A 26,772-nucleotide genomic window follows, 5' to 3' on the forward strand; every position below is an offset into this window, starting at 1 on the left:
ATCAATCTCGGCCATCTGCACAAGGCATCTCGAAGGCGGTGGCCGTCTTCAAAACTATTAGGAAAATCCTTCATGCGTCTCATTCTGTTAGGAGCCCCCGGCGCCGGCAAAGGCACTCAGGCCAACTTCATCAAAGAAAAGTACAACATCCCCCAGATCTCCACCGGCGACATGCTGCGCGCGGCGATCAAGGCCGGCACCGAACTCGGCCTGGCGGCGAAACAAGTGATGGACGCGGGTCAGCTGGTGTCGGACGACATCATCATCGGCCTGGTGAAGGAGCGCCTGAAGGATGCGGACTGCGCCAACGGCTACCTGTTCGACGGCTTCCCGCGCACCGTGGCGCAGGCCGACGCCATGAAGGACAGCGGCGTCGCCATCGACTACGTGCTGGAAATCGACGTGCCGGACGAGATGATCCTCGAGCGCATGACGGGCCGCCGCACGCACCAGCAGTCCGGCCGCGTCTACCACGTGAAGTTCAACCCGCCCAAGACCGAAGGCGTCGACGATGTCACCGGCGAGCCGCTGGTGCAGCGTGACGACGACAAGGAAGAAACCGTCAAGAAACGCCTGGCCGTGTACCACAACCAGACCGAAGTGTTGCTGGACTACTACGGCAAGTGGGCCAAGTCCGGCCTGCCGGGCGCGCCGAAGTACCGCAAGATCTCGGGCGTGGGCCCGGTCGAGCAGGTACGCGACGCGGCGTTCGCGGCGCTGTCGGAGTAATGTTGGAATAAGAAATGCCGGGGCGCTTGCCGCGTCCCGTGGCTCCGGATGTCAGCGCCATCCGTCCAGTTTTCCAGATCGACGTTCAGCAGCATGCAGCAAGGCCGCTCCGGCGGCCGTTCAGCCTGTGGTGTGACTTGATCCGAAGACGAGGAGGGACGACATGGCATCCGCGCAGCTCATCTTCGCCGTCGCGTGCGGCATCGTCGCAGTCGGCTACGGCATGTGGTCGCGCAGCTGGATCCTGCAACAGGATGCCGGCAGCGGCCGCATGCAGGACATCTCGCTGGCCATCCAGCAGGGGCCCTCGGCCTACCTGGCGCGCCAGTACCGCACCATCGGCATCGTCGGCATCGTCCTGCTGGCGCTCATCTGGTTCCTCCTCGGCAGCATCATGGCGGCCGGCTTCCTGGTCGGGGCCGTGCTGTCCGGCGTGTGCGGCTTCATCGGCATGAACGTCTCGGTGCGCGCCAACGTGCGCACCGCCCAGGCCGCCACGCGCGGGCTGGCCGAGGCGCTGCACGTCGCCTTCCGCGGCGGCGCCATCACGGGCATGCTGGTGGTCGGCCTGGGCCTCCTGGGCGTGGCGCTCTTTCACTCCTACCTGCTGGCCACGGGCGATCCCGCGCTGTCCCTGCACGACCGGCTGCGCCCGCTCGTGGGCCTGGCCTTCGGCGCATCCCTGATCTCGATCTTCGCGCGCCTGGGCGGCGGCATCTTCACCAAGGGCGCCGACGTCGGCGCCGACCTCGTCGGCAAGGTCGAGGCCGGCATTCCGGAGGACGATCCGCGCAACCCCGCCGTCATCGCCGACAACGTGGGCGACAACGTCGGCGATTGCGCCGGCATGGCCGCCGACCTGTTCGAGACCTACGTGGTCACGCTGGTGGCGACGATGCTGCTGGGCGCCCTGGTCCTGCCCGGGACGGGGAGCGGTGCGGGCGCCGCCTATCCGCTGCTGCTGGGCGGCGTTTCCATCATCGCGTCCATCGTCGGCTGCTCGCTCGTCAAGGCGCGCCCGGGCCGCAAGATCATGGCGGCCCTGTACACGGGCCTGTGGTGGTCGGCCGGCCTGTCGCTGGCCGGCTTCGCCGTCGTCACCTGGCTGGCCTGGAGCGACGCCGGCATGCGCTGGCGCATGCTGGGCTGCGCCGCCGTCGGCATCGGGCTCACCGCGCTGATGGTCCATATCACCGAGTACTACACGGGCACGGAATTCAAGCCCGTGCGCCGCATCGCCGAGGCGTCGACCACGGGCCACGGCACCAACATCATCGCCGGCCTCGGCGTGTCGATGAAGTCGACGGCCTATCCGGTGCTGGCCGTGTGCGCGGCGATCCTGCTCGCCTATGCGCTGGGCGGCCTGTACGGCCTGGCGATCGCGGCGACGGCGATGCTGTCGATGGCCGGCATCATCGTCGCGCTCGACGCCTACGGGCCCATCACCGACAACGCCGGCGGCATCGCCGAGATGAGCGGGATGCCCGACGGCGTGCGCGCCGTCACCGATCCGCTGGACGCCGTGGGCAACACGACCAAGGCCGTCACCAAGGGCTATGCGATCGGCTCGGCGGGCCTGGCCGCGCTGGTGCTGTTCGCCGACTACGCCCACGCGCTGGAGGCGGCCGGCAAGGGCATGCGCTTCGAGTTGTCCGACCCGATGGTGATCGTCGGCCTGTTCATCGGCGGCCTCGTGCCCTACCTGTTCGGGGCGCTGGCCATGGAAGCGGTGGGGCGGGCGGCGGGCGCCGTCGTGGTCGAGGTGCGGCGCCAGTTCCGCGACATCGCCGGCATCATGGCCGGCACCGGCCGGCCGGAATACGACCGCGCGGTGGACATGCTGACGGCGTCGGCGATCCGCGAGATGGTGCTGCCCTCGCTGCTGCCGGTGCTGATGCCGATCGTCGTCGGCATGCTGCTGGGACCGACGGCCTTGGGCGGCATGCTGATGGGTACCATCGTCACGGGCCTGTTCGTCGCCATCTCGATGACGACGGGCGGCGGCGCCTGGGACAACGCCAAGAAATACATCGAGGACGGCAAGTTCGGCGGCAAGGGATCGGACGCGCACAAGGCCGCCGTCACGGGCGATACGGTGGGCGACCCGTACAAGGACACGGCCGGGCCCGCCGTGAATCCCCTGATCAAGATCATCAATATCGTGGCCTTGCTGCTCGTGCCGCTGCTGCCCGCGGGCGGCTGGCTGGCCGTGTCCGCGCCGGACGCCGTGGTCGCACCGGCGCCGCAGACGACGGCGCAACGGGCGGACGATGGCAGGGCAGGCGGCGGGGGAGGAGGCAACACCGGCCCCGATGGAACGACCATGCCCCCAGTGCCGCCTGCGCGGTGATGCGCGCCGCCCGCGCCGTCGTGCGCGCCGCCCGCGCCGTCGTGCGCGGGCGCGCAGCCGCTTGGCGCACCGGCGTGGCGTCTATCGTTTCTGCAGCGCCGCCGTCAAGGCCTCGCGCAGGGAATCGCGGTCCGAATCGCCCTCGTAGGGCACGCCGTTGATGAAGAAGGTCGGCGTGCGGCTGGCGCCGTGCTCGCTGGCGCGGGCCAGGTCGGCCTGCACGCGCGGACGGTGGCGGCGCGCGGCGAGTTCGCTGCGCACGCGCTCGGCGTCGAGTTCCAGGTCCTCGGCCAGGTCGGCGAGGTCGCCGTCGTCCATAAGCTCGAACTGGTTCTCGAACAGCGCATCGTGCATGTCCCAGAAACGTCCCTGGCTGGCGGCCGACTCCGCCGTCTCGGCCGCCAGCTCGGCCAGCGGATGCAGGTCCGACAGGGGCAGGTGGCGGAACACGAGCCGGATGCCGCCGACTTCGTCCTCCAGTTCCTGCAGGGCCTGGTGCGCCCGCGCGCAATACGGGCATTGGAAGTCGCCGTATTCGATGAGTGTCAGCGCGGCATCTTCCGAGCCGCGCACGTGGTCGTCCTTGCCGATCTGTGCTGCTTGCTGCATGGGGTTCTCCTGTGGTGGGCGCGGCGCCTGTCCGTTCTTGCCGCGCCGCTGTCGAACCCATGATGGCATGGCGGCGTCATTCGTGCCGCAAGGTTCAGCTTGGCAAAACCCTGCAGGAAATACCGCCGGAACCACTGTTGATATTCCCCGTGCATGTGTGGTGCGCCGCAGCGCAATCGCGCCAACTGCGGTAGAGTTCAACCATCAGCGCCGGCCAGCACCGGGCGCGCCATCTTACCAACCAAACGGAGCATGACCATGTCCCACACCGAAGCACAAGCGGGCGCCGACGCCCGCATCCTCGCCCCGGATCGCGTCCAGATGCAGCAGGGCGCCAGCCCGGCCGCGCAAGCCGATGCCGATCTTGCTGCACTGCAACGTCAACTGCTGATCTACGGTACCGCCGGCAAGCCGGCGCATACCGAGCAGGCCAGCTAGCTGAACACGCACATCCGGTCCGCCTCCTCGCGCAGCCAGGAGCGGAAATCCGGATGGGCGATGGCGATCAGCGCCTGCGCGCGCTGCTTCGCCGACTTGCCGCGCAGCTGGGCCACGCCCCATTCGGTGACGACGTAGTTGACGTCGTTCTTGCTGGTGGTGGCGTGGGTTCCCGGCGCCAGCGTCGGCACGATGCGCGAAATGCTGCCGTCCTTGGCCGTCGAAGGCAGCACGATGAAGGATTGGCCGCCGCGCGAGCGGTTCGCGGCCCGCACGAAATCGACCTGGCCTCCCGTGCCGGAATAGGGCAGGTGGCCGATGCTCTCGCTGCCGCACTGGCCCAGCAAATCGACCTGCAGGCTCGCATTGATCGTCACCAATTTTTCGTTCTGGCCCGCGATGTACGGGTCGTTGGTGAAATTCGACGGATGCATCTCCAGCATCGGGTTCTGATGCATGAACTCGTACAGCCGGCGCGATCCCAGCGCGAAGGTCGCGACCATCTTCCCCGGCAGCAGCGTCTTCCTGCTGTTGTTCACCGCCCCCGATTCCACCAGCGTCAGGATGCCGTCGCCGATCATCTCGGTATGGATGCCGAGGTCGCGCTTGCCCGTCAATTGCATTACCACGGCATCGGGAATGCCGCCATAGCCGATCTGCAGCGTCGAGCCGTCCTCGATCCGTTCGGCGACCAGGTGGCCGATCGCTTCCTGCACGGGACCGATCGCGGGCAGGCCCACTTCCAGGATCGGTTCCTCGCTCTCGACCAGCGCCGTTACCTGCGACACGTGCACGTGGCACTGGCCGTGCGTGAACGGCACGTTGGGATTCACTTCCAGCACCACGGCGCGCGCCTTGGCCACGGCCGCCATCGTGTAGTCCGTACCCAGGCTCAGCGCGAAATGGCCGGACGCGCTCATGGGCGAGGCCATCGCGAACACGACGTCGGCCGGCATCAGGCCGCGCTCGATCAGCGTGGGGATCTCGGAAAAATAATTGGGGATGAAGTCGCACCAGCCGCCCTGGCCGCCGGCACGGGAGGCGCCGCCGAAGAACAGCGCCGCGTGGCGCACGTGGGGACGGCAGGCCTGGTCGAAGTAGCCGTACTTGCGCATGGCCAGGATCTGGGCGACCTGGACGTCGGTGAAGCGCTTGCATTGGTCGGACAGCGCGGCCAGCAGCGTGGGCGGCTCGCCGACGCCGGTGGGAACGACGATCATGTCCCCGTTGCGCACGTGGTCGAGGGCGCCGGCGGCGCTGGTGCGCCGGGCCCGGTACAGTTCCTGCATCGTCTGCATGATGTCTCCGTGATGTTGTCCATGGTCCTGGTCTGTGCCGGATCCTTTGTTGTCCAGCATAGCGTAAGAACCCAGGCTGACAACAGCTTGACGTGCAGCCGCGCGCCGGGAGCCTGTGGCGCGGCCGATAATCGGTACTCAAACAACGGTTCCGATACGAGTCGTCGATACGAGGTGAAGCATGCAAACGAAGCGAATCGCCAGTGCGCTGGCGCTGACCCTGGCGCTGCCGCTTTGCGCCGCCGCGCAGGCGCAGACGGCCAGTCCGCGCCAGGCGGAACAGGCCCGGCGCGATGCCGCCGTCGCGGACGAAACCCAGGCGAAGCAGCCGGCGGCCCCGTCCTATGGCCCCGTGCTGACGCGGCGCGATGCGCCGGGCACGCGCGAGGCGCCGGCCCAGGCGGTGCCCGGACGCAAGGACCCGGCCGAGGTGCACGACGAGGCCGATACGCTGATGCGCCAGGACCCGCAGGCCACGCCGCCGCAGCCGAACACGCAGCAGAACACGCAGCAGAAGACGCAACAGAAGACGCAGGCGCCCGCGCCCCGGCGTCCAGGCGCACAGGCCACCGGCCCGATGGCGCCCCGTCCGCTGCGCGCCCCGCAGGCCGTGCCGCCGGCCGGCGTGCCCGTGCCGCCGCCCGCGGCAGCGCCGCAGCCGGTCGTGCCCAGCTCGACGGCCGTGCGCGGCTGCCAGGGCAGCTTCTGCACGGATGCCGGCGGCAACAGTTTCTCGACGGGCGCCGGCGCGGCGGGCGTCAACAGCAGCGGGCGGCTGTGCACGCGCAGCGGGGCGACGGTCCAATGTTTTTGAGGGCGGGAAGCGAAATTGGTACAATTCCTATGTTGACGTTAACGTAAACGTAAACAAGCACAACAACGGAGGAGACCATGCAATTCCAGGACAATGTATTCATCGTGACGGGCGGCGCGTCCGGCCTGGGTGCCGCCACCGCGCGCACCATCGTGGCCGCCGGCGGCAAGGCAGTGCTGGCCGACGTGCAGGAGGAGGCCGGCCGTGCGCTGGCCGAGGAGCTCGGCGCGCAGTTCGGCGCCACCGTCCGCTTCGTCAAGTGCGACGTGACGTCGGAAGCCGACGGCCAGGCCGTGGTCGCCGCGGCCCTGCAGATGGGCAGCCTGCGCGGCCTCGTCAACTGCGCCGGCATCGCGCCGGCCGTCAAGACCGTCGGCAAGGACGGCCCGCACCCGCTCGACCAGTTCCGCCGCGCGATCGACATCAACCTGATCGGCACCTTCAATATGTGCCGCCTGGCGGCCGATGCGATGGGCCGGGAAGCCCCGCTGGAACACGGCGAGCGCGGCGTCATCATCAACACGGCCTCGGTGGCCGCCTTCGACGGCCAGATCGGCCAGGCCGCCTATGCCGCCTCAAAGGCGGGCGTGGCCGGCATGACGCTGCCGATGGCGCGCGACCTGTCCCGCAGCGGCATCCGCGTGATGACGATCGCCCCCGGCATCTTCGAGACGCCGATGCTGATGAACATGCCGCAGGAAGTGCGCGACTCGCTCGGCAGGATGGTGCCGTTCCCGCCGCGCCTGGGCATGCCGATGGAGTATGCGCACCTGGCCAAGGCCATCATCGAGAACGTGATGCTGAACGGCGAGACGATCCGTCTGGACGGCGCGATCCGCATGCAGCCGAAGTGAGCGGATAGTCCACTACCGTCCACTACCAGCGCGTCGCCCCTGCGACGGCAGGGGCCAATGTGCACGCGTAGCCGCAACGCGTACACACCTGGGCCCCTGCCTCCGCAGGGGCGACGGCTTTGGGGCCGGCAAACCAGGTCAGAGCGTGCCCACCTTGCGCGCCGCGCGCAGCGCCTGCGTATTGGCCGGCGCGATGCCGTCGGTCGTCACGCTGAGCACCGTCGTGACCGGGTTGGCGCCCGTGTCGTCGGTCAGGCGCACGCCGCCCACGTAGCGCTTGCCCTGCTGCAGGCCGGACCAGCTCAGGCCCACCGTCGCCGTGCTGCCGCCATACACCTTGCTGGGCAGCGCCACTTTCAGGTTGGATCCCTGGCCGGCACCGACCAGGGCCGAGGACAGCACCGCCCCGGTGGGCGCGCCGCCGGCCAGGTCGTAGCCGATCACGCACAGCTGGTAGTTGCCCGCCGGCGGGCTGCCCAGCACGATGGCCTCGTTGCTGCCCACGTGCATGCTGTAGTCGACCAGCGTCGCGTCCTTCATCAGCACCAGATCGAGGTCCTGCATGCCCGTGTCGCCGCCGGCGACGTCGCGGTCGAGCAGTTCGAAGCGCGCCGCCAGCGTGCCGGCCGGCACCGTCACGCCGACCAGCGTGGTGCCCGGCGCCCCGGCGCGGCAGGCGGCCTTGGCCTGGTCCAGCGTGTCCGCCGTGCCCGCGGGAGCCTGCTCGACCTGCAGCGCCGTGCGCTCCATTTCCTTCAGGCCGGACTGGGTCGACAGCAGCTTGCCGCTGTAGCCGGCCGCGATGCTCATCAGGCGCATGCCGCTGTCGCGTTCGGCCTGGACCTGGGTCGGCGCCGTCAGGATCGGCGTGGGCGAACGTGCCTGCAGCGCGCTGCGCACCACGTGCACGCCGTCGCGCCATTCGAGCGTGCCGTACTGCCAGGGCACGGAAGCGGTCGTGCGCTTCAGGGTCACGCTGAACGCGCCGCTCTCGCCCGGCGCCAGCGTCAGCGTGGACGGCGTCACCTGCACCGTGTAGCCGCCGTCGATGACGGCCCTGGCCGTGTAGGTGGCGCGGGTCGTGCCGACGTTGGTCACGCTGCGCTTGACGGTCTGGCTGCCCGTCACGTTGGCGAGCGTGATCGTGGGCAGGTTCAGGTCGGCGCTGGACAGCGTGCCGTTGCCGCATTCGTCGGAAAGGCCCAGGAAGCACAGGTACTTCAGGTAGTCGGCCGGGGCGATGTCGTACACCAGGCCCGGGTCGGCCGCCGCATTCGGCGCGACCTGGCCGGCGCCCTGGGCCCAGGGCATGGTGCCGGCGGTGTCGCCCTGCAGCTTGTCGGGCAGGGTCTGGGTCGCCGTCGTCATCAGCGCCGACTTGATCGCCGCCGGCGACCAGTCCGGATGGCGCTGGCGCAGCAGGGCCGCGAGGCCGGCCACGTGCGGCGTGGCCATCGACGTGCCCTGCATGAAGGTCCAGGCCGCGGGTGGCACGAGGGTGCCGCCGGCGACGGCGTCGCGCTGCTCCTGTGTCAGCACGGGCGAGACGCCGGCCAGGATCTCGACGCCGGGCGCCGCCAGGTCGGGCTTGAGCTGGCTCGGCTCGGCGACGCTGGGTCCGCGCGAGGAAAAGGCCGCGACCACGGGCGCCGCCACCCGTCCCTTGACGGCGGCGAACGCCGAGATGCCGCCGCGGGCCTCGGCCTGGGCCGCGTAGGCGGTGATGCGCGCGCCGTCTTCCATGCTCACGTGCACGGTGGGCACCGAGTGCACTTCCGCGACGGGGCCGTTGCCGTCGTCCACCAGCACCATGCCGGCGCCGCCGGCCTCCTTGACGGCCAGGCTCTTGGCGATGCGCGGGGTGAGGCCGCGCACGCACACGACGATCTTGCCGGCGACCTTGTCCGGATCGAGCAGGGCCTGGCCGGCGTCCGCCTTGCCGTAGCAGGCGTCCAGCATGGCCGGGTCGGCGCCGGCCACGCCGGCGTTGCGGGCCAGCACCAGCGGCGTGGCCGGCAGCACGTCGGTATTCAGCGAGGCGCCGCTGTACTTGGCGCCGCTGGCCAGGGTCAGGTCGGCCAGGTACTGGCGGTCGTGGGTCGTCGCGGCCACCGTCGCCAGCCAGGGACCGACGTGGTTCAAGGTCGGCTGCGGGCCGCCGTTGCCGGCGGCGGCGGCCACGAACACGCCCGCGTTGGCGGCGTTCAGGAAGGCCATCTCGACCATGTCGTCGGGCGTCTCGCCGCCGCCGATCGAGTAGCTCAGCACGTCCACGCCGTCCTGCACGGCCTGCTCGATCGCGGCCACGCTGTCGGCGCCGTAGCAGCCGTTGCTGCCGGCCGGGTCGTCGTCGCGCTGGGCGGTCCAGCACACCTTGTAGGCGGCGATGCGGGCGCGCGGCGCGATGCCCGAGGTGCCGCCCATCGCGACGCCGTTCACCGTCGCCGCCACGTTGCCGTTGCCGGCCGCCGTGGTCGATGTATGGGTGCCGTGGCCGCCCTGGCCGACCGGCTCGGCGATCGAGTCGCGCGCCGAGCGGAACTCGCTCCAGTGCAGCGGGCCGTCGAAGGCGAGGAAGGCCTCGTTGAAGTAGCGCGCGCCGATCAGCTTGTTGTTGCACATGGCGGCCGTGAAGCCTTCGCCCGTCTGGCACTGGCCCTTCCACTTGGCCGGCGGGGCGCCGTAGGCCGGCTGCCCGCCTTCGAACACGGGCACGCCCTTGGCGTCGACGCGGTCGGCGTAGGACGGGTCTTCCGGCCAGATGCCCGTGTCGAGGATGCCGACGATGACGTTCTCGCCCGCGTGTTCCTTGCCGCCCAGCTGGCTCCACAGGCCGCCGGGCTGGTCCAGGCCGAGGAAGGTCGGGGTGTAGCTGGTGAGGACGCGCCGGCGCACGTCCGGCACGATGGCGGCCACGGTGCCGCTGGCCTTCAGCTGCGCGACCTCGGCGCTCGTGAGCAGGGCGGCGAAGCCGTTGAACACGATCCGGTATTCGTACTGCACGGGCGCCGCGGCGACCAGGGAACGGGCCTGGGCGCGGCGTCCGTCGAGGTAGGCGCCATAGGCCTGCACGTCGGCCGAGCGCAGGTCGAGCATCTTGCCGGGCGCTGGCTGGGTGGCGCGCAACGCGCCCGCGCCGCCCGTGTAGGAAGCAACCGGCTTGTCGAGCAGGCGCACGATGTAGGGCCGGCGCGCCTCGTCGGCGTTCGCCTGCGCGCACGCGGCGAGGCACAGCAGCGCCAGCGCCGCCGCGATGGAATGTCGTTTCATGGGGTCTCCGAAAAAGCTCAGGCGGAACGGCGGCGCTGGCCGGCGCGCAGCAGCGCGTAGCCGAGACCGAAGAGGAGGGCGGTGCCCGGTTCCGGCACTTCGCCGGACGGCGGCGCGTCGGCGCTGGCGACCACATCGTCCAGGGCGAACTGGCCCTGGTTGGCTTCGGACGGGCGGCAGAACCCGGTCAGGTCGCAGGCAAAGCCGCGGAACTGGACGGAGACGAAGGCGCTCGCGGCGAATTCGCCATCGGTGAGGTAGTGCTGGAAGCCGTACAGCGGATCGAACAGGTCGAACACGACGTCGAGCTGGGTGCCGTCGGCACGCAGGCCGGTCAGCTGCAGCAACCCGGCGACATAGCCGTCGCCCAGCAGGTCATGGCCGAGGAAGGCGGCATCGAAACCGGCCAGGTAGAACGGCGAGGCATCGCCGGCGCGCATGGTCACCACGCCGTCGTCGAATGCGCCGAGGAACGTCGACGTGTTGCTGGTCGGGCAGGAGAAATTGGCGCACAGGCCCGTGTCGCTGCCGTCCAGCACGGCACCCACGAGGCCGCCGCCGTCGGCCGGATCGCCGCCGAAGGAGGCGGTGAAGCGGTAGCCGCCGTGCGCGACGCTGTCCCCGTCCATCAGGAAGCCGGGCGCCTGGCCCTCGAAGTCGATGATGCCGGCTTGTGCCGCCGGGCCCACCAGCGCCGCGCCGACGGCCAGGCTTGCCGCCGCCAGGCAGCGGCGCCAGCCGGACATCCCCATGCCTTGCCGCGCGTTTCCTCGATATTTTTCTGATAATCCGTGCATCTCTCTTCCTTGTAATAAATATATGAATGGTCGTGGCGGGAGGGTCAGGTACGACGGCGCCGGCGCAGCACGCCGGCCAGCAGCGCCAGGCCACCGCCCATGCTCATCCAGCTGGCCGGCTCGGGCACGTCGGCGGCCTTGGCGGTCGTGGCGGTGCCGAGCGTCAGTTCCATCAGCGAGCGGCCGGTGCCGTTGATATAGATGCCGTCGGAGGACGCTGTGGACGGCAGGGCGTTCAGCGTCTGGTTGGTGAAGCCGATCAGGAAGAAGTGGTCGGTGGCGCCGTTGACGTCGGCCAGCGCGCGGCCGTTCAGCGCGATGTCGAGCGGCTGGTCGTACAGCGTGGCGGCGGCGTACTGGCGCCCGCTGCCGAGGTCCTTGAAGACGTCGGTGCCCGGGTGGAAGGTATTGGCGAAGCCGGAATACGGCGTGGTGACGTCGAACAGGCCGATCACGGACGGACCCGGCTCGCCGTAATAGCTCGGCGTGATCGACAGCGTCGCCGACGTGTAGCTCCCGGCCGGCACGTAGAACGCCACCCAGCTGTTGTAGCGCATGCCGAGTTCGTTGCCCGTGAACGTGTTGTTGACGGGAGCGGCCTCGTTGCTGCCGCCCCGGCTGTTGACCCAGCCTTCGCCCACCGACGACAGGATGACGTCCGCGAACGCGGGTGCGGCGCCGAGGCCCAGTGCCGCGGCCAGCAGCCACGGGGCCGTGCGCCGCGCGCCGCGGCCTGCGACGCCGGCTGCGGGTACTTGTCTACTACGACTCCAACCTTCCATCTTCGACCTCCTGGTGTTGTAAAAATGAAACCAAGGGTCATCATAAAATCTTAAAAATTTCCTAATTGTGGAATTTATGAAACTGTTTGTATGAAGTCTGGTGAATTTGTATGCATGTGTCGCGCCTGCCCGCCGCCGGTGCGCCGGATGCGCGGGAGGCACGCCGCGGGTGCGGGCCGGCGCGGCCCGTGCCCGGAAAACGTGCGCCCGCGCCAGGGCACCTGGCCGTCTGGCAGGGGGAGGAAAGCGTTGCGCAATTGCCTCACGCGGCGCTGCCGCCGGTCCGGGGCGCCGGCCGTGAATGCCTCGGCCATTTGCTGTACGATGTCCCGTTGGCCATAGGGAGCGGCCCGGTCGCTCCCGTATTTACCGGAGAATCCATGACGTCCACGCCGTTCGCCCCCCGCCTGACCCTGTCCCTGCTGCTTGCCGGCCTCCTCGCGAGCGGCGCCGCGCCGGCCCAGGACGCCGGACGTCCGGCCCTGCAGCAGCAACCGGAAAGCGCGAGCGGCTGGACCGAGAAGGCGGGATGGCCGGCGCGCAAGTACATGGTGGCGGCCGCCAATCCCCTCGCGGTGGAAGCGGGCTACGAGATGCTCAAGCACGGCGGCACGGCGATCGATGCCGGCATCGCCACGCAACTGGTGCTGACCCTCGTCGAGCCGCAATCGTCCGGCATCGGCGGCGGCGCCTTCCTCGTCTACTACGACGGCAAGAAGACCCATGCCTACGACGGCCGCGAGACGGCGCCGTCGAAGGCGACCGAACACCTGTTCCAGCATCCGGACGGCACGCCGCTGTCGCGTACCGAAGGCGTCGTCGGCGGCCGCTCGACGGGCGCGCCGGGCGTGCTGCGCATGCTGGCGCTGGCCCACAAGGAACACGGCAAGCTGCCCTGGAAGACGCTGTTCGCCCCGGCGATCCGCCTGTCGGAGGGGGGCTTCAAGGTCAGCCCGCGCCTGCACGCCCTGCTGGCCGGCGATGCCCACATCCGCAAGGACCCGACGGCGCGCGCCTATTTCTACGGCCCGGACGGCCAGCCCTGGCCCGTCGGCCACCTGCTGAAGAACCCGGAACTGGCGAAGACGCTGCACGAGATCGCCGACGGCGGCGCCGAGGTGTTCTACACGGGCCGCATCGCGCGCGACATCGAGGCCAAGGTCAGGAGCCACCCGACCAATCCCGGCCTGCTGACGGCCGCCGACATCGCCGCCTACCGGCCCAAGGAACGGGATCCGGTCTGCAGCGATTACCGGAGCTACGTCATTTGCGGCATGCCGCCGCCGTCCTCCGGCGGCATCGCCGTGGCGCAGATGCTGGGCATGTTCGAGACGCGCAATATGAAGGCGCTGGCGCCGACCAACGGCGTGCCGTCCGCCGACGCCGTCCACGTGTTCTCGGAGGTGGGGCGCCTCGCCTACGCCGACCGCGACCGCTACGCCGCCGACACCGACTTCGTGCCGCTGCCGGGCCGCGGCCTGCCGGCGCTGCTCGACAAGACCTACCTGGCCCAGCGCGCCAGCCTGGTCAGGGACGACCGCTCGATGGGCAAGGCGCCGCCGGGCAATCCGCCGGGCGTGGACATGGCCTGGAACTGGGGCTTGGACAATTCGATCGAGGCCCATTCGACCTCGCACGTGGTGGCCGTGGACGGGTACGGCGCCGGCCTGTCGATGACGACCAGCGTCGAGGATGCGTTCGGCTCGCGCCAGATGGTCGACGGCTTCATCCTGAACAACCAGCTGACCGACTTCTCGTTCGATTCGCAGGATGCCAACGGCCCCATCGCCAACCGCGTCGAGCCGGGCAAGCGTCCGCGCAGCGCCATGAGCCCGACGATCGTGTTCGACAAGAAGACGGGCCGGTTCGTCGAGGCGATCGGTTCGCCGGGCGGTCCCCTGATCATCAACTACGTGGCCAAGGTGCTGGTCGGCACGCTGGACTGGGACTTGAACATGCAGCAGGCGATCGCGCTGCCGAACTTCGGCAGCCGCAACGGCCCGACGGAGCTCGAAGCGGGCCGCTTCCCCGCGTCCGAGATCGCGGCGCTGAAGGCGCGCGGCCACACGATCCGCATCGGCGACCAGACGTCCGGCCTGCAGGGCATTGAACGCATCGAGGTGGGCGGCGTGCCGCTGTGGTTCGGCGGCGCCGATCCGCGCCGCGAAGGTGTGGCAAAAGGCGACTAAAACGCGCCGAAGTTGTTGATCGAAGGGTAATTATTCGACCCAAGCGCGGCGGGATTTGTTAATCTTGCCGCGTGGACATTGAACGTACGTGGGGTGCAATCCCCGGCCCCGGAGCGGGCGCATGGACGAGGCGGCTCTTGCCGGCGCTGCAGCTGCTGCGCTCGCTCGCGCTCGCCTGCCTGCTGGCCGCGCTGGTCCCGCTGCTTCCGGCTGCGGCGGCGCCGAACCCGACGCTGCGCTTCGAGCACCTGTCGGTGGACGACGGCCTGGCGCAGGAATCCGTGCTGGCCATCGTCCAGGATCCGGACGGCTTCATGTGGTTCGGCACCCAGTCCGGCCTGTCGCGCTACGACGGCTACCGCTTCACCAATTACCGCAACGCCGTCGGCGATCCGCGCACGCTGGCCAACAACTGGGTGCGCGTGCTCTACGTCGACCGCAAGGGACGGCTGTGGATCGGCACCGACGGCGGCCTCGACCGCTATGAGCCCAGCAGCGGCACCTTCACCCATTTCCTGCCCGACGAGCCCGTCAAGCGGGGCAACGGCAACCGCCACATCCGCGCCATCCTCGACGACGGCAAGGACGGGCTGTGGCTGGCCACCGCCGACGGCCTGCAGCACTTCGACATCGAGACGGGCCGCTTCGCCGTCTGGCACCACGTGCCGGGCGTGGCCGACAGCCTGTCCTCGGACAAGGTCAACGCGCTGGCGCTGGGGCGCGACGGGCGCCTGTGGGTCGGCACCGCGGCCGGCCTGGACAGCCTCGATCCGGACCTGATGCATTTCCGCCACCACCCGTCGCCGACGGGCGGCAAGTTCGACGTGATCCAGGCGCTGCTGGTCGACGCCGGCGAGCACCTGTGGGTCGGCAGCATGGCCGGACTGGAACGCCTGCCGATCGGCCAGAAGGGGGACTTGCGCCGCTTCGGCCCGGCCGAGGGCATCCCCGCCGGCGAGATCAGCGTGCTGTACCAGGACGCCGAGCGCCAGGTCTGGGTGGGCTCGCACGACCGCGGCCTGTACCGCTGGATGCCGTCGCGCAACCGCTTCGAGAGCCATCCGCACCGCATCACGGACGGCTACAGCCTGGGCGACAACCAGGTCTCGGCCCTGTATGGCGACCGCGTCGGCACGTTCTGGGTGGGCACCTGGTACGGCGGGGTGTCGCGCGCGGACATGGGCAGCGGCGGCTTCGCGCGCATCGTGCGCGGATCCGATTCGGCGATCGCGGTGGAAGACAACAAGGTGCGCGGCATGGCCGGCGACGGCGCCGGCGCGCTGTGGCTGGCGACCAATGGCGGCCTGCACCACTACGACCCCGTCAGCGGGATCGACCGACCGTACCGGCTGGCGCCGGTGGAGGGCGGGATCTCGGGCGACGCCATGGCCACCGCCGTGGCGCGCGGCCGCGACGGCACCGTCTGGGTCGGCGCCCGCAACGGCCTGGCGCGCCTCGATCCCGCCAGCGGCAAGCTCGAACGGCGCGTGCTCGCGCCCACCGGCGATGTCGATGCCAACTTCGTGCGCAACCTGTTCGTCACGCGCGACGGCATGCTGTGGATCGCCACCCGCGGCGGCTTGCACCGGCTCGACCCGGCCAGCGGCAAGCTGTCCAGCTGGCACCACGATCCGGCGTCGAGCTCCAGCCTGGCCGACAATATCGTGCGGCCCATGCTGGAAGACCGCCACGGCCGCTTCTGGGTCGGCACCTTCGACGGCCTCGACCTGCTCGACCGCGCCACCGGCAAGTTCCGCCACTTCCGCCACGATCCGTCCGACCCGGCCAGCCTGAGCCACGACGAGGTCCACTACCTGCTGGAAGACCGCAACGGCACGCTGTGGGTCGGCACCGCCGTGGGCTTGAACAAGATGGTCATCGGCCCGGACGGCACCCCGCGCTTCCAGCGCTACACGACGCGCGACGGCCTGGCCGACGACGCCGTGGCGGCGATGCTGGAAGACCCGGACGGATTCATCTGGGTCAGCAGTTCCAGCGGCCTGCACCGGCTCGACCCGGCCAGCGGCGGCTGGCGCAACTACAACTCGGCCGACGGCACCATCGAGGGCGCCTATTTCGACGCCTCGGCGCTGCGCGCGCCGGACGGCACGCTGTACTTCGGCGGCAACAACGGCATGACGGCGTTCGACCCGCGCGCGCTGCACGACAACCTGATCGCGCCGCGCGCCGTCATCACGGGCCTGCAGATCTTCGGGCGTCCGTGGCAGGATGCGCATCCGGGCCTGCTGCCGGGCCCCATCGAGCGCCTGTCCGGCATCACGCTGACGCCGGCCGATTCCGTGTTCTCGCTGGAATTCTCGGCGCTGCACTTCGCCGCGCCGGGCCGCAACCGCTTCGCCTACCGCCTGGCCGGCTTCGACCAGGACTGGATCGGCGTCGACGCGGGCAAGCGCTTCGCCACCTACACGAACCTGGATCCGGGCAAGTACACCTTCCAGGTGCGGGCCGCCAACAAGGACGGCGTGTGGAGCGATTCCGCGGCCAGCCTGGAGGTCACCGTGCTGCCGCCGTACTGGAAGACCTGGTGGTTCCGCACGCTGTGCGGCCTGCTGGTGCTGGGCATCGGCTACGGCCTGTTCCGCGTGCGCGTGGACGGGCTGCGGCGCCAGAAGGACCTGCTCGAACAGCAGGTTGGCGCGCGCACGGAAAAGATCGAGCAGCAGAACCGCCTGCTGGAGCGCCAGACCGAGGAATTGCGCGACCAGCAGCGCCAGGTCCGGCGCCGCACCGACGAGCTGGCGCTGGCCAACGCGGCGCTGCAGGAAAACGAGGAGCGGCTGTACCAGGCCAAGCAGCGCGCCGAGGATGCGACGCGCCAGAAGTCCGAGTTCCTGGCGAACATGAGCCACGAGATGCGCACCCCGCTGGCCGGCGTGATCGGCATGCTGGGCTTCGCGCTGCGCGACGGCATGCTGAAGGAGTCGACGCGCGAGCAGATCCTGCGCGGCCAGGCGAACGCCCAGTCGCTGCTGGCCATCATCAACGACCTGCTCGACTTTTCCAAGATCGAGGCGGGCAAGCTGACCATCGAGAACATCGACTTCGCGCTGGACGACGCGATCGAGCAGGTGGTCACGCTGTTCGAGGAACAGGCCGGTGCCCACAGCGTGGGCTTCGCCGTGCACCTGGACGACGACCTGCCGCGCTTCGTGGTGGGCGATCCCACGCGCCTGCGCCAGGTCCTCGTCAACCTGGTCGGCAACGCCTTCAAGTTCACCGACAGCGGCACCGTCACCGTGCGCGTGGAGCGCCGCCGCGCCGACCAGCTCGACGCCGACGGCCGCAACATGATCCGCTTCTCGGTCGAGGACACGGGCATCGGCATCGAACCGGACGCCTTGCCGCGCCTGTTCCAGCAGTTCGAGCAGGCCGACGCGACCACCACGCGGCGCTACGGCGGCACGGGCCTGGGCCTGGCGATCTGCCGCCAGCTGGTCGAGCTGATGGGCGGCACCATCGCCGCCGCCAGCACGCCGAACGTCGGCTCCACCTTCAGCTTCGTGCTGCCGCTGGCCGACGGCGAGCAGCCGCCGGTGGTGCAGGACGCCCCGCGCGAGCCGCACACGCACCGCCTGCGCGTGCTGTGCGCCGAGGACTACCCGACCAACCAGATCATCGTGCGCATGCTGCTGGAAGAACTGGGCCACCAGGTCGACGTGGTCGAAAACGGCATGCTGGCCGTGGCGGCCTGCGCGCGCACCCGCTACGACCTGATCCTGATGGACGGGCGCATGCCGGAGATGGACGGCGCCAGCGCCACGCGCCTGATCCGCGCCGGCGGCCCGCTGGAGGCGCCCGTGCTGGACCAGCACCTGATGATCGTCGCATTGACCGCCAACGTCAGCGAGGAAGACCGCAACCGCTACCTGGCCTGCGGCATGGACGCCTTCCTCACCAAGCCGATCGACGACACCCAGCTGCACTACCACCTGACGCGCGCGATCGAGCGCCAGCTGCAACGCGGCATCGTGCTGCCGCCGATGCCCGTGCGCACGGCGCCGGCCGTGTCCGCGGCGGCCCCCAGCACGGCCGACCTCGATGCAATGTTCGGCGTGCTGACGGGCGCCCCGGCCGTGCCCGCGGCGCCGAACGCGGGCCGGCGCGCAAGCGACCTGAAGGACAAGCTGCGCCATACCTTCGCGGCCGACCTGCCGCGCCGCCGCGCGGAACTGGCGGCGGCGCTGGACGCGTCCGACGCCGAAGCGGCGGGGCGCCTGCTGCATGGCCTGCGCGGCAGTGCCGGCTACCTGGACGAGCCGGTGCTGTCCACGCTGTGCGGCGAGCTGGAGGCCGACGCCGACGCGGGCCGCCTGGATGCCGTGCGCCAGCGCCTGCCGCAGTTGCTGGCGCTGCTGGCGCGCTTCGATGCGGCGACGGCGTGAACCGGATTCGGCAGCGTGTGCGCCAGCGTAAAATCTGTATAATTTCTATTTAACAAGATTGCTGGAGCGGCAATGAAAGTCCTGATAGTCGACGACGATGTGGTAGCGCGCATGATGCTGATGCACATGATCGACGGCGCCGGCATGGCCGCGGGCGCCGCCGCCATCGACGTGCAGGAAGCGGAGGATGGCGAGGACGCCTGGGGCCGGCTGGAAGCGGGCCTGGCGCCCAGCATCCTGTTCTGCGACCTGCGCATGCCGCGCCTGTCCGGCATGGAATTGCTGGCCCGGGTCAAGGCCGATGCGCGCTTCACGGGCTTGCCCTTCGTGCTGGTCTCGGCCGCCAACGATGCCGCCACGATGGAGCAGGCGCTGGGCCTGGGCGCGGCCGGCTTCATTGTGAAACCCTTCGACGGCGACAAGGTCGCGCAGCACCTGGCCAACGTGTTGCCGACGCGCGGCTCGGACGCTGCAGCGGCGCCCGACCACGGCGCCGAACCGCCCGACGCCGTCACGCGGCGCCTGGGCATCGACGTGGCCCGCCTCGTCATCTACCTGGGCGGCCTGCAGCGCCAGCTGCACGACGCGGCGCCCGAACTGGAACGCCTGCTGGCCGCCAGCGACATCGACGCGGCGCGCCTGCGCCTGGCGCGCCTGGCCGAAGGCTGCCGCACGCTGGGGCTGGAAGGGGCCGGCGCCAGCCTGGAAGCGCAGGCGGCGGCCGCCACGCTCGAGCGGGCCGCCGTCGCGCGGGCACTGGACGCGGCCGGCGCCGCCACGCAGCACCAGACCGAGGCCGCGCACCGCCTGCTGCACTGATCGTCCCTCGGCCGCCAAAGGACGGTCCGCTTGTCAAGGCGCGATCCGCTACGACGTTGTAAATCCACCCATCGCGAACGGCATGTTTTTGGCATACTGATCCGGTCGCACACGCCGGACGCCGCCAACCGACGGCCGCCCCCGGCATCGAAACGGACGCGCCGTGCGGGAGCGCGCCGGCGCGTTCTCGTACGCGTAGTGCGCGCCGTCCGCACGACGATTCTCATTAAAATGGTCGACTTTGCAAGGTACTTGGCATCCGCGGATGGCGGGCCCCGGCAGGGACGACAGCCAAGGGATGGCGAGCGGACATGACGACGACGATGCTGGGTTCCGACCCGACTTTCAGCCCCACTTACAGCCCCACTTACAGCGCCGCATCCGGCCCCGCCCCGGGGCCTGCCTTCCTTGCCTGCGGCGGCCGCATGGCGGCGCACATCGGCGCGCATGACTGGTCCGCCACCCGGTTCGGGCCCCTCGCGGCCTGGCCGGACTGCCTGCGCGGCGCGCTGGGCATCGCCCTCGGCTGCGGCTTCCCGTCTATCCTGTGCTGGGGCGTCCAGCTGGCCGCCTTCCCCAACGATGCCTGCCTGCCGCTGCTGGGCGAACGCGCGCCCGGAACCCCGTTGCCGGAGGCCTGGCCCGCGGCCTGGAACGCGCTCGGCCCGCTCGTGCTGCGCGCCCGCGGCGGCGTGGCCTGCCACGCCGACGACGTGCCCGTGCTGCTGGAGCGCCACGGCTATCCCGAACCGGCCTGGTACAGCTTTTCCTGCACCCCCGTGCACGACGGCGCCGGCGCCGTCGCGGGCGTGCTGTGCACGATGACGGACACCACGGCCAAGGTGCGCGCCCAGGCGGCCCTGCGCCGGCGCGACCAGCGCCAGCAGCGCCTGGGCGAGATCCTGTCGCACCAGGTGACGACGCATGCGATCGACCGCGACCGCCTGTGGCGCATCTCGCGCGACGTGATGGCGGCGGCGTCGCTGACGACGGGACGGTTCCTGACCGTGAATCCCGCGTTCACCGACGTGCTGGGCTGGAGCGCGGCCGAAGCGACCGTGCGCCCGTTCATGCAGATGGTCCACCCGGACGATTGCGCCGACGTGCTGGAAAAGCTGCAGATGCTGGCCGCCGGTACCCCGCTGGTCGGCTACGAGATGCGCATGCTGCACCGCGACGGCTCGCCGCGCTGGCTGTCCTGGACCATCTCGCCGGAGGGCGAGCTGCTGTACGGCGTGGCGCGCGACGTGAGCAGCGAGAAGCAGCAGGCCGACGCGCTGCGCCAGGCCGAGGAAGCGCTGCGCCAGTCGCAGAAGATGGAGGCGGTGGGCCAGCTGACGGGCGGCCTGGCGCACGACTTCAACAATATGCTGGCCGGCGTCACGGGCCACCTGGAGCTCATGAAGCTGCGCCTGCGCATGGGCCAGAGCGGCGACCTGCCGGCGCGCATCGACGCGGCGCTCGGCGTGACCCAGCGCGCGGCGGCGCTGACGCACCGCCTGCTGGCCTTCTCGCGGCGCCAGGCGCTCGACCCCAGGCCGACCAGCGTGAATGCGCTGGTGATGTCGATGACGGAACTGATCGAGCGCGCCGCCGGCCCGTCGATCGCGCTGCGCACGCGCCTGCAGCCGGCCGTGTGGACGACGCTGTGCGACCCCAACCAGCTGGAAAGCGCCTTGCTGAACCTGGCCAACAATGCCCGCGACGCCATGCCGGAGGGCGGCCTGATCGACGTCGAGACGGGCAACGTGGCATTGACGCCGGCGCAGGCGCGCCGCCACGGCGACCTGCGTCCCGGCGACTACGTGCAGGTGATCGTGCGCGACAACGGCGCCGGCATGCCGCCCGACGTGGCGGCGCGCGCCTTCGACCCCTTCTTCACCACCAAGCCGATGGGGCAGGGCACGGGCCTGGGCCTGTCAATGGTGTACGGCTTCGCGCAGCAGTCGGGCGGCCATGTACGCATCGACTCGCGCGCCGGCCACGGCACCGAGGTGCGCCTGCTGCTGCCGCGCCACGTGGCCGAGCCGCAGCAGGCCGCCTGTACCGACCAGGACGCGACGCTGCAGGAAGGCCACCGCAAGGGCCTAGTGCTGGTGGTCGACGACGAGGATGATATCCGCGCCGTGATGAGCGAGGTGCTGCAGCTGCAGGGCTACACGGTGCTGGCCGCGGCCGACGCGCCGCAGGCGCTGCGCCTGCTGCAGGACCAGCGCGGCGAGGTGCGGCCGGACATGCTCGTCACCGACGTGGGCCTGCCCAACGGCATGAACGGCCGCCAGCTGGCCGACCAGGTGCGGGTGCGCTGGCCGCAGCTGCCCGTGCTGCTGGTGACGGGCTACGCGGAGGGCACCGTGATGAAGAACGAGACGCTGCCCGTGCAGATGGAATTGCTGACCAAGCCGTTCGCCATGCACGCGCTGGTCGACAAGGTGTGCGCCATGCTGGCGCAGGCCGCGTCCACCGATCCCGTGCAGCCCGACCTGCCGTACATTCCGCATCTCCCGGACATGCCGCACGTGCCGCACATGCCGCCCACCCCGCATGGCCCGCACCGGATCGGCGCGTGAGCGCGCGGGTGCGCGAGCGCGGCATCCTGTTCTCGCGGCCGATGGTCGAGGCGCTGCTGGCCGGCCGCAAGACCCAGACCCGCCGCGCCGTGCGTGGCCACGGGGCGGCGGAGCCCGATCCGCGTTCCAATCCCTTCGGCGCGCCCGGCGACCGCCTGTGGGTGCGCGAGACGTACGCCGCCTTCGGCCATTGGACGAGGCGTTGGAACCCCGCGAAGGAACGCGAGGAATGGGCGTTCGCCGACCTGACGCCGGCGACGGGTCGCCGCTGGCGCTTCGACCATGACGCGCCGGACGTGGACGGCACCCGCGACGCCACGGCGCCGCCGCGCTGGCACAAGCGCCCGGCACTGTTCATGCCGCGCGCCGCCAGCCGCATCCTGCTGGAGATCGTCGCCGTGCGCAGCGAGCGCCTGCTGCAGGTGAGCGCTGCCGATGCGCTGGCCGAAGGCGTGGCGCCGTCCGCCGATCCCGTCGCGGCCTACCGCGCCGTGTGGGAAGGCATCAACGGAGCGGGCAGCTGGGAGGCCGATCCGCTGGTGTGGGTGGTCACGTTCCGGCGCTACGACAGGTGAATGCGCGGCGCCTCCGGATCGTCCGGCACGGACACCACCGGTCCCGCCGCCGTCGCGGCCGGCCTCGTCCAGCGTGCGGACAATGCGGCACCGATGGCGATGAGGGGGCGTTCGATGTGGCGATACGACAGGTGCGCCACGACGAAGACCAGTACGATCAACAGGAAGGTGGGAAGCGGCGATGCGAGGCCAAGGTTGCCGGTGCTTGCCTGCTGCCACAGGTACACCGTATACGAGATCTTGCCGAGGTACGCGAGGCGCTGGTTACCGAACGCCGCGCCCACGATGCGATTGCGCATCGGCGTACCGAAGACGGCGATACAGATGGCGAGCGGCGCAACGGTGGGATAGACCATGGTGGCGACTCCGTACGACTTCGCGGCCGTGTACGCCGCCAGGACCAGCAGCGCGACCGCCGCCCACGCGGCGACCGGCAGGCGTTCCAGCAGGGGCCGCAGCTCCTTCTCGTAGAACGCGAACACGCACCCCCACGCCATGAAGGTGAACGTGGACAAGTAGGTCGCCAGCGCCGGCCGGTCGAGCAGGTGCAGGGCAATGGCCGCCGCAGCCAGTACCAGTACGATGATCGGCAAGCGAGCGCGGTGCCGTCCGAGCGCCAGTACGGAGAACACGAGCGGGAACACGAGATAGAACTGCTCTTCGTAGGCAAGGCTCCAGGTGTGGCCGAGCAGCCAGCCGCATTGTCCGACCGAACTGAAATTGCAGAGGAATGCGACGGATTGCGCGACCTGGGCGCCTGTGACGGAGGCGACACCCGCGGCTGTCAGCAGCAGGATGAACACGCAATAGATGGCAAGCGGCGGCAAGATGCGGAATGCACGACGCACGTAAAAGCCGCGCATGTTGACGGCCCCATGCAGCTGGCTTTCGCGGATCATGCCGCGGCAGATGACGTAGCCACTGATGCAGAAGAAAACTTGTACGCCGAGTGTTCCGAGCCCGCGGGCACGCCAGAACAATCCGGGAACCGCCGTCTCGTAGATCGGGTGGCTGTATTCGATGATGTGCGAACACAGTACCAGCAGGATCGCCAGAAAGCGCCAGGTGTCGATGTATGAGATGCGCGGATCAGCCTTCATTTCTTGCTGGGAGTTGACTAAATGTCAAATGCTAAGCAGAAAACGGCTCGTCGGGAAGTTTGATAATAGAAATGCCACACATCATATCAAGTAGTGGCGTATGTACATTAATTGCGCTAAGGAATTATTTCGACCGTCGGGAAGGAGCACGGCGAAGCATGCCGTGGGCGGGAGGGCTACCGCCTGCGAGACCCCGATCCTGTATCAGGAACGTCCCGTCGGCTGGCGTTGCGGTTTCCAGGTGACGACCCGGTACAGGTAAGCACTGAGCAGCACGCCCAGCACGGCCTTCGACACGGGATCGACGAACTCGGCCACGTGCTCGTACTGGTCCTTCAGCACGAAGCCGGTGGACGCCAGCAGGGCGGTCCAGGCGAGCGAGCCGAGCGCCGACAGCAGCAGGAAGGTCGGCAGCTTCATGGCCGCGACGCCGGCCGGCAGCGACACCAGCGTGCGCAGCGCCGGCACCAGGCGGCCGAACAGCACGGCCTTGCCGCCGTGGCGTTCGAACGCATGCAGGGACTTGTCGATGTCCTGGCAGCTCATCGCCAGCCAGCGGCCGTGGCGCGCCGCCGCCCGCTTCAGGCGCGTGGCCCCGTAGGCGCGCGCGGCGTAGTACCAGGGCAGGGCGCCGACCACGGAGCCGAGGGTGCCGGCCAGCAGCACGCCGGCCAGGTGCAGTTCGCCGTGCGCCGCCACGAAGCCGGCGAAGGGCACGATCACTTCCGAGGGGATCGGCGGGAACACGTTTTCCAGCACCATCAGCGCGAACAGGCCCAGGTAGCCGTGCTCTTTCAGTAAGTCGGTGATGAAGTCGAACATGCGGGGCCTCGTCGGATGGAATGGCCACAGCATAGCCGGCGCCGCCGAGCCGCGGCGCCGGGTTGCGCGGCCGGCCCGGATCAGGCGGCGACGCTGGGCACGGGCACGCGGTAGTCGTCGATGGCGTCGGGCTTGACCAGTTCGCCGAAGTGCACGGTGCGCTCGGCGATGTCGTGGTAAGCGCCGACCAGGCCCATCTCGCCGCGCGCGATGCAGCCGCGCAGGAATTCGCTGCCGGCGACGATGTCGGCCAGCGAATTCTCGATGTTCTGGCGCGTCACCTGTTCCAGCAGGGCAGCGTCGCCAGCGTCGCCGTGGGAGGCGCCGCAATTGCACTGGCGGACCGCCTTCTGGATCTTGCCGGTTATGGCGCCGACGCTGTGCGCCTGCTCGTCCTTCAGCGCCAGGCCGACCGCGCCGCAGCGCGAATGGCCCTTCACGACGATCAGCTTGGCGCCCAGCTTGTGGGCGATTTCCAGGCTGCCGATGATGTCGCGGTTGATGACGTTGCCGGCGATGCGGATCGTCAGGAGGTCGCCCAGGCCGGCGTCGAAGATGATTTCCGGCGACGTGCGCGAGTCGATGCAGTTGACGACGACCGCCATCGGATGCTGGCCGGAGGCCGTCGCGTCGACCTGGTCCAGGTAGTATTTCTTGGTGAAACGGCCGGCGCGGAAGCGTTCATTGCCGTCGCGCAGCAGGTGCAGCACATCTTGCGGATGCAGGCGGTCGCGCGTCTCCTTGTCGAGGGCGGGCACGAACTGGATCGGATCGCTCAGCTGGTATTGTTCGCGCAGGCCGACGACGTTCAGGCGGATGCCCCGTTCGGCGGCGACGACGCGGAAGTCGTGGATGATCTCGAGCACGTCGTTGTCGATGTAGTCGGCATTGCTGGCGTCGATCAGCACGTTGGCGCCGTTCGGGATCTCCCACAGCGTGCTCTTGATCGTGGCCTTGTTCAGGAACGAGACCTGGTTCGGCAGCTCCATCTTGATGACGTCGCCGATGTGCATGCGGTACTGCTCGATCGAGTACGGATTGCGGAAGTGGCTGCGCATCAGGTAGAACAGGCTGGCGAACAGGCCCACCAGCACGCCGGTCAGCAGGTCGGTGAACACGATGGCGGCGATGGTGATCGCGAACGGCAGGAACTGCGACCAGCCCTTGCGGTACATGTCGCGGAACAGCGAGACCTTGGCCAGCTTGTAGCCGGTGACGATGAGGATGGCGGCCAGCGCGGCCAGCGGGATCTGGTTCAGCAGGGGGCTGAGCGCGACCACGGCGACGAGCAGCAGCACGCCGTGCAGCACGGCCGAGGCCTTGGTGCGGTTGCCGGACTGGACGTTCACGGAGCTGCGCACGATCACCGACGTGACGGGCAGTCCGCCCAGCAGGCCGGCGCAGATATTGCCGATGCCTTGCGCCACCAGCTCGCGGTTGGGCGGCGTTTCGCGCTTGTGCGGGTCGAGCTTGTCGACCGCCTCGACGTTCAGGAGCGTCTCCAGCGAGGCGACGACGGCGATGGTGAAGGCGACCAGCCAGACGTCGTGGTTGCCGAAGTGGGCCAGGTCGGGCAGTTGCACGTAGGCGCCGAGGTTGCCCACGTCCAGCGGCGGGATGTCGACGAGGTGCATGGGTTCCACGCTCAGCGCCGGGAAGTAACGGGCGAACAGCAGGTTCATGCCGATGCCCAGTGCCACGACGAACAGGGGCGCCGGGAACAATTTCAGCCGCGCCAGCGGCGTCTTGTCCCAATTGACCAGGATCAGCATCGATACCAGCGTGATGAGGACGGCGCCGGGCGTGATCACGGCGAATGCATTGGCGATCGCCGACAGCGTATTTTCGCCATTCGCCTGCCAGAACGATAATTCGTCGGCATTATTCGCGTCATAGCCGATTGCGTGCGGAATCTGCTTGAGAATTAATAGTATGCCGATCGCCGCCAATAATCCCTTGATGACATTCGACGGCACGTAATTCGCAATGAAACCGGCGCGCAGGCAGCCCATGGCCACTTGTAAAACGCCGGCGATCGAAATCGCCACCAGCAGGATATCGAATGCGCCCAGTTTGCCGATGGACGCGAGGACGACGGCGGCCAGGCCGGCCGCCGGTCCGCTGACGCTCGTATGGGAACCGCTGATCATGCCGACGACGATGCCGCCGATAATGCCGGAAATAATCCCGGAAAACAGGGGCGCGCCCGAGGCCAGGGCAATGCCAAGGCACAGGGGCAGGGCGACGAGGAAGACCACCATGCCCGCGGGCAGATCGTACTTGAGGGTATGCATATTCATGGGCTCTCGCTTGAGGACGACGGTTGGCGACAAGGATGCCGAGGCGCTTTCGC

18 protein-coding genes are annotated in these 26,772 nt (G+C 69.5%); 10 read left to right on the forward strand and 8 right to left on the reverse strand.

Annotation, left to right across the window (positions count from 1 at the left end):
• Positions 1 to 72 precede the first annotated feature (72 nt).
• Together adk and ACI1V7_RS12425 are read left to right on the forward strand one after the other, a co-directional pair.
• The gene (gene adk, locus ACI1V7_RS12420) at positions 73 to 729 is read left to right on the forward strand and encodes an adenylate kinase (RefSeq protein ID WP_404532061.1); all 657 of its coding nucleotides are present in this window, start codon (positions 73 to 75) and stop codon (positions 727 to 729) included.
• Positions 730 to 892: 163 nt separating this feature from the next.
• Complete coding sequence (locus ACI1V7_RS12425) at positions 893 to 3,079, forward strand: sodium-translocating pyrophosphatase (protein WP_404532062.1); 2,187 nt, start codon at positions 893 to 895, stop codon at positions 3,077 to 3,079.
• Positions 3,080 to 3,160: 81 nt separating this feature from the next.
• On the opposite strand, the gene ACI1V7_RS12430 is transcribed toward ACI1V7_RS12425, so the two are convergent.
• A complete protein-coding gene (locus ACI1V7_RS12430; RefSeq protein ID WP_404532063.1) occupies positions 3,161 to 3,688 on the reverse strand; it encodes a DsbA family protein in 528 nt (175 codons plus the stop codon).
• A gap of 258 nt (positions 3,689 to 3,946) precedes the next feature.
• Here ACI1V7_RS12430 and ACI1V7_RS12435 point away from each other — a divergent pair, with 258 nt between their 5' ends.
• Complete coding sequence (locus ACI1V7_RS12435; RefSeq protein WP_404532064.1) at positions 3,947 to 4,126, forward strand: hypothetical protein; 180 nt, start codon at positions 3,947 to 3,949, stop codon at positions 4,124 to 4,126.
• Here ACI1V7_RS12435 and ACI1V7_RS12440 read toward each other — a convergent pair.
• Positions 4,123 to 5,424 (reverse strand): acetyl-CoA hydrolase/transferase family protein, encoded by a 1,302-nt coding sequence (locus ACI1V7_RS12440; RefSeq protein WP_404532065.1) that lies wholly within the window; start codon positions 5,422 to 5,424, stop codon positions 4,123 to 4,125. The two genes, ACI1V7_RS12435 and ACI1V7_RS12440, sit on opposite strands and share 4 nt — an antisense overlap.
• A 181-nt stretch (positions 5,425 to 5,605) precedes the next feature.
• Here ACI1V7_RS12440 and ACI1V7_RS12445 point away from each other — a divergent pair, with 181 nt between their 5' ends.
• Together ACI1V7_RS12445 and ACI1V7_RS12450 are read left to right on the forward strand one after the other, a co-directional pair.
• Positions 5,606 to 6,238 (forward strand): hypothetical protein, encoded by a 633-nt coding sequence (locus ACI1V7_RS12445; protein ID WP_404532066.1) that lies wholly within the window; start codon positions 5,606 to 5,608, stop codon positions 6,236 to 6,238.
• A 77-nt stretch (positions 6,239 to 6,315) separates the two neighbouring features.
• On the forward strand, positions 6,316 to 7,092 hold the full coding sequence (locus ACI1V7_RS12450) for a 3-hydroxyacyl-CoA dehydrogenase (RefSeq protein WP_404532067.1): 777 nt from the start codon (positions 6,316 to 6,318) through the stop codon (positions 7,090 to 7,092).
• Between the two features lie 138 nt (positions 7,093 to 7,230).
• Here ACI1V7_RS12450 and ACI1V7_RS12455 read toward each other — a convergent pair whose 3' ends face one another.
• The 3 genes from ACI1V7_RS12455 to ACI1V7_RS12465 form a co-directional block, all read right to left on the reverse strand.
• Entirely contained in the window at positions 7,231 to 10,362 is a 3,132-nt protein-coding gene (locus ACI1V7_RS12455) for a S8 family peptidase (RefSeq protein WP_404532068.1), read from the reverse strand.
• Positions 10,363 to 10,379: 17 nt separating this feature from the next.
• Positions 10,380 to 11,108 carry an NF038120 family PEP-CTERM protein gene (locus ACI1V7_RS12460; RefSeq protein WP_404532069.1) on the reverse strand — a complete coding sequence of 243 codons (729 nt, stop codon included), beginning with the start codon at positions 11,106 to 11,108 and terminating at the stop codon, positions 10,380 to 10,382.
• Between the two features lie 95 nt (positions 11,109 to 11,203).
• Entirely contained in the window at positions 11,204 to 11,941 is a 738-nt protein-coding gene (locus tag ACI1V7_RS12465) for a PEP-CTERM sorting domain-containing protein (RefSeq protein WP_404532070.1), read from the reverse strand.
• Positions 11,942 to 12,321: 380 nt separating this feature from the next.
• On the opposite strand from ACI1V7_RS12465, the gene ACI1V7_RS12470 reads away from it, so the two are divergent.
• The 5 genes from ACI1V7_RS12470 (at position 12,322) to ACI1V7_RS12490 (ending at position 22,497) form a co-directional block, all read left to right on the forward strand.
• Positions 12,322 to 14,130, forward strand: a complete 1,809-nt coding sequence (locus tag ACI1V7_RS12470) for a gamma-glutamyltransferase family protein (RefSeq protein ID WP_404532071.1) — start codon at positions 12,322 to 12,324, stop codon at positions 14,128 to 14,130.
• Positions 14,131 to 14,267: 137 nt separating this feature from the next.
• Positions 14,268 to 18,533, forward strand: a complete 4,266-nt coding sequence (locus ACI1V7_RS12475) for a two-component regulator propeller domain-containing protein (RefSeq protein ID WP_404532072.1) — start codon at positions 14,268 to 14,270, stop codon at positions 18,531 to 18,533.
• A 72-nt stretch (positions 18,534 to 18,605) separates the two neighbouring features.
• Positions 18,606 to 19,352, forward strand: a complete 747-nt coding sequence (locus ACI1V7_RS12480) for a response regulator (protein WP_404532073.1) — start codon at positions 18,606 to 18,608, stop codon at positions 19,350 to 19,352.
• Between the two features lie 311 nt (positions 19,353 to 19,663).
• Positions 19,664 to 21,922 carry an ATP-binding protein gene (locus ACI1V7_RS12485; protein ID WP_404532074.1) on the forward strand — a complete coding sequence of 753 codons (2,259 nt, stop codon included), beginning with the start codon at positions 19,664 to 19,666 and terminating at the stop codon, positions 21,920 to 21,922.
• A complete protein-coding gene (locus ACI1V7_RS12490) occupies positions 21,919 to 22,497 on the forward strand; it encodes a hypothetical protein (protein WP_404532075.1) in 579 nt (192 codons plus the stop codon). Before ACI1V7_RS12485 ends, ACI1V7_RS12490 begins: the two co-directional genes overlap by 4 nt.
• On the opposite strand, the gene ACI1V7_RS12495 is transcribed toward ACI1V7_RS12490, so the two are convergent.
• The 3 genes from ACI1V7_RS12495 to ACI1V7_RS12505 form a co-directional block, all read right to left on the reverse strand.
• Positions 22,485 to 23,597, reverse strand: coding sequence for an acyltransferase family protein (locus ACI1V7_RS12495; protein ID WP_404532076.1), 1,113 nt, complete (start codon positions 23,595 to 23,597; stop codon positions 22,485 to 22,487). The two genes, ACI1V7_RS12490 and ACI1V7_RS12495, sit on opposite strands and share 13 nt — an antisense overlap.
• A 204-nt stretch (positions 23,598 to 23,801) precedes the next feature.
• Positions 23,802 to 24,419: a DedA family protein gene (locus ACI1V7_RS12500; RefSeq protein ID WP_404532077.1), complete on the reverse strand. Its 618-nt coding sequence runs from the start codon at positions 24,417 to 24,419 to the stop codon at positions 23,802 to 23,804.
• An 80-nt stretch (positions 24,420 to 24,499) separates the two neighbouring features.
• Positions 24,500 to 26,719, reverse strand: coding sequence for a bifunctional SulP family inorganic anion transporter/carbonic anhydrase (locus tag ACI1V7_RS12505; protein ID WP_404532078.1), 2,220 nt, complete (start codon positions 26,717 to 26,719; stop codon positions 24,500 to 24,502).
• Positions 26,720 to 26,772: the final 53 nt, after the last annotated feature.

This window comes from Massilia paldalensis, from assembly GCF_044901715.1.
Classification (GTDB): domain Bacteria; phylum Pseudomonadota; class Gammaproteobacteria; order Burkholderiales; family Burkholderiaceae_D; genus Telluria; species Telluria paldalensis.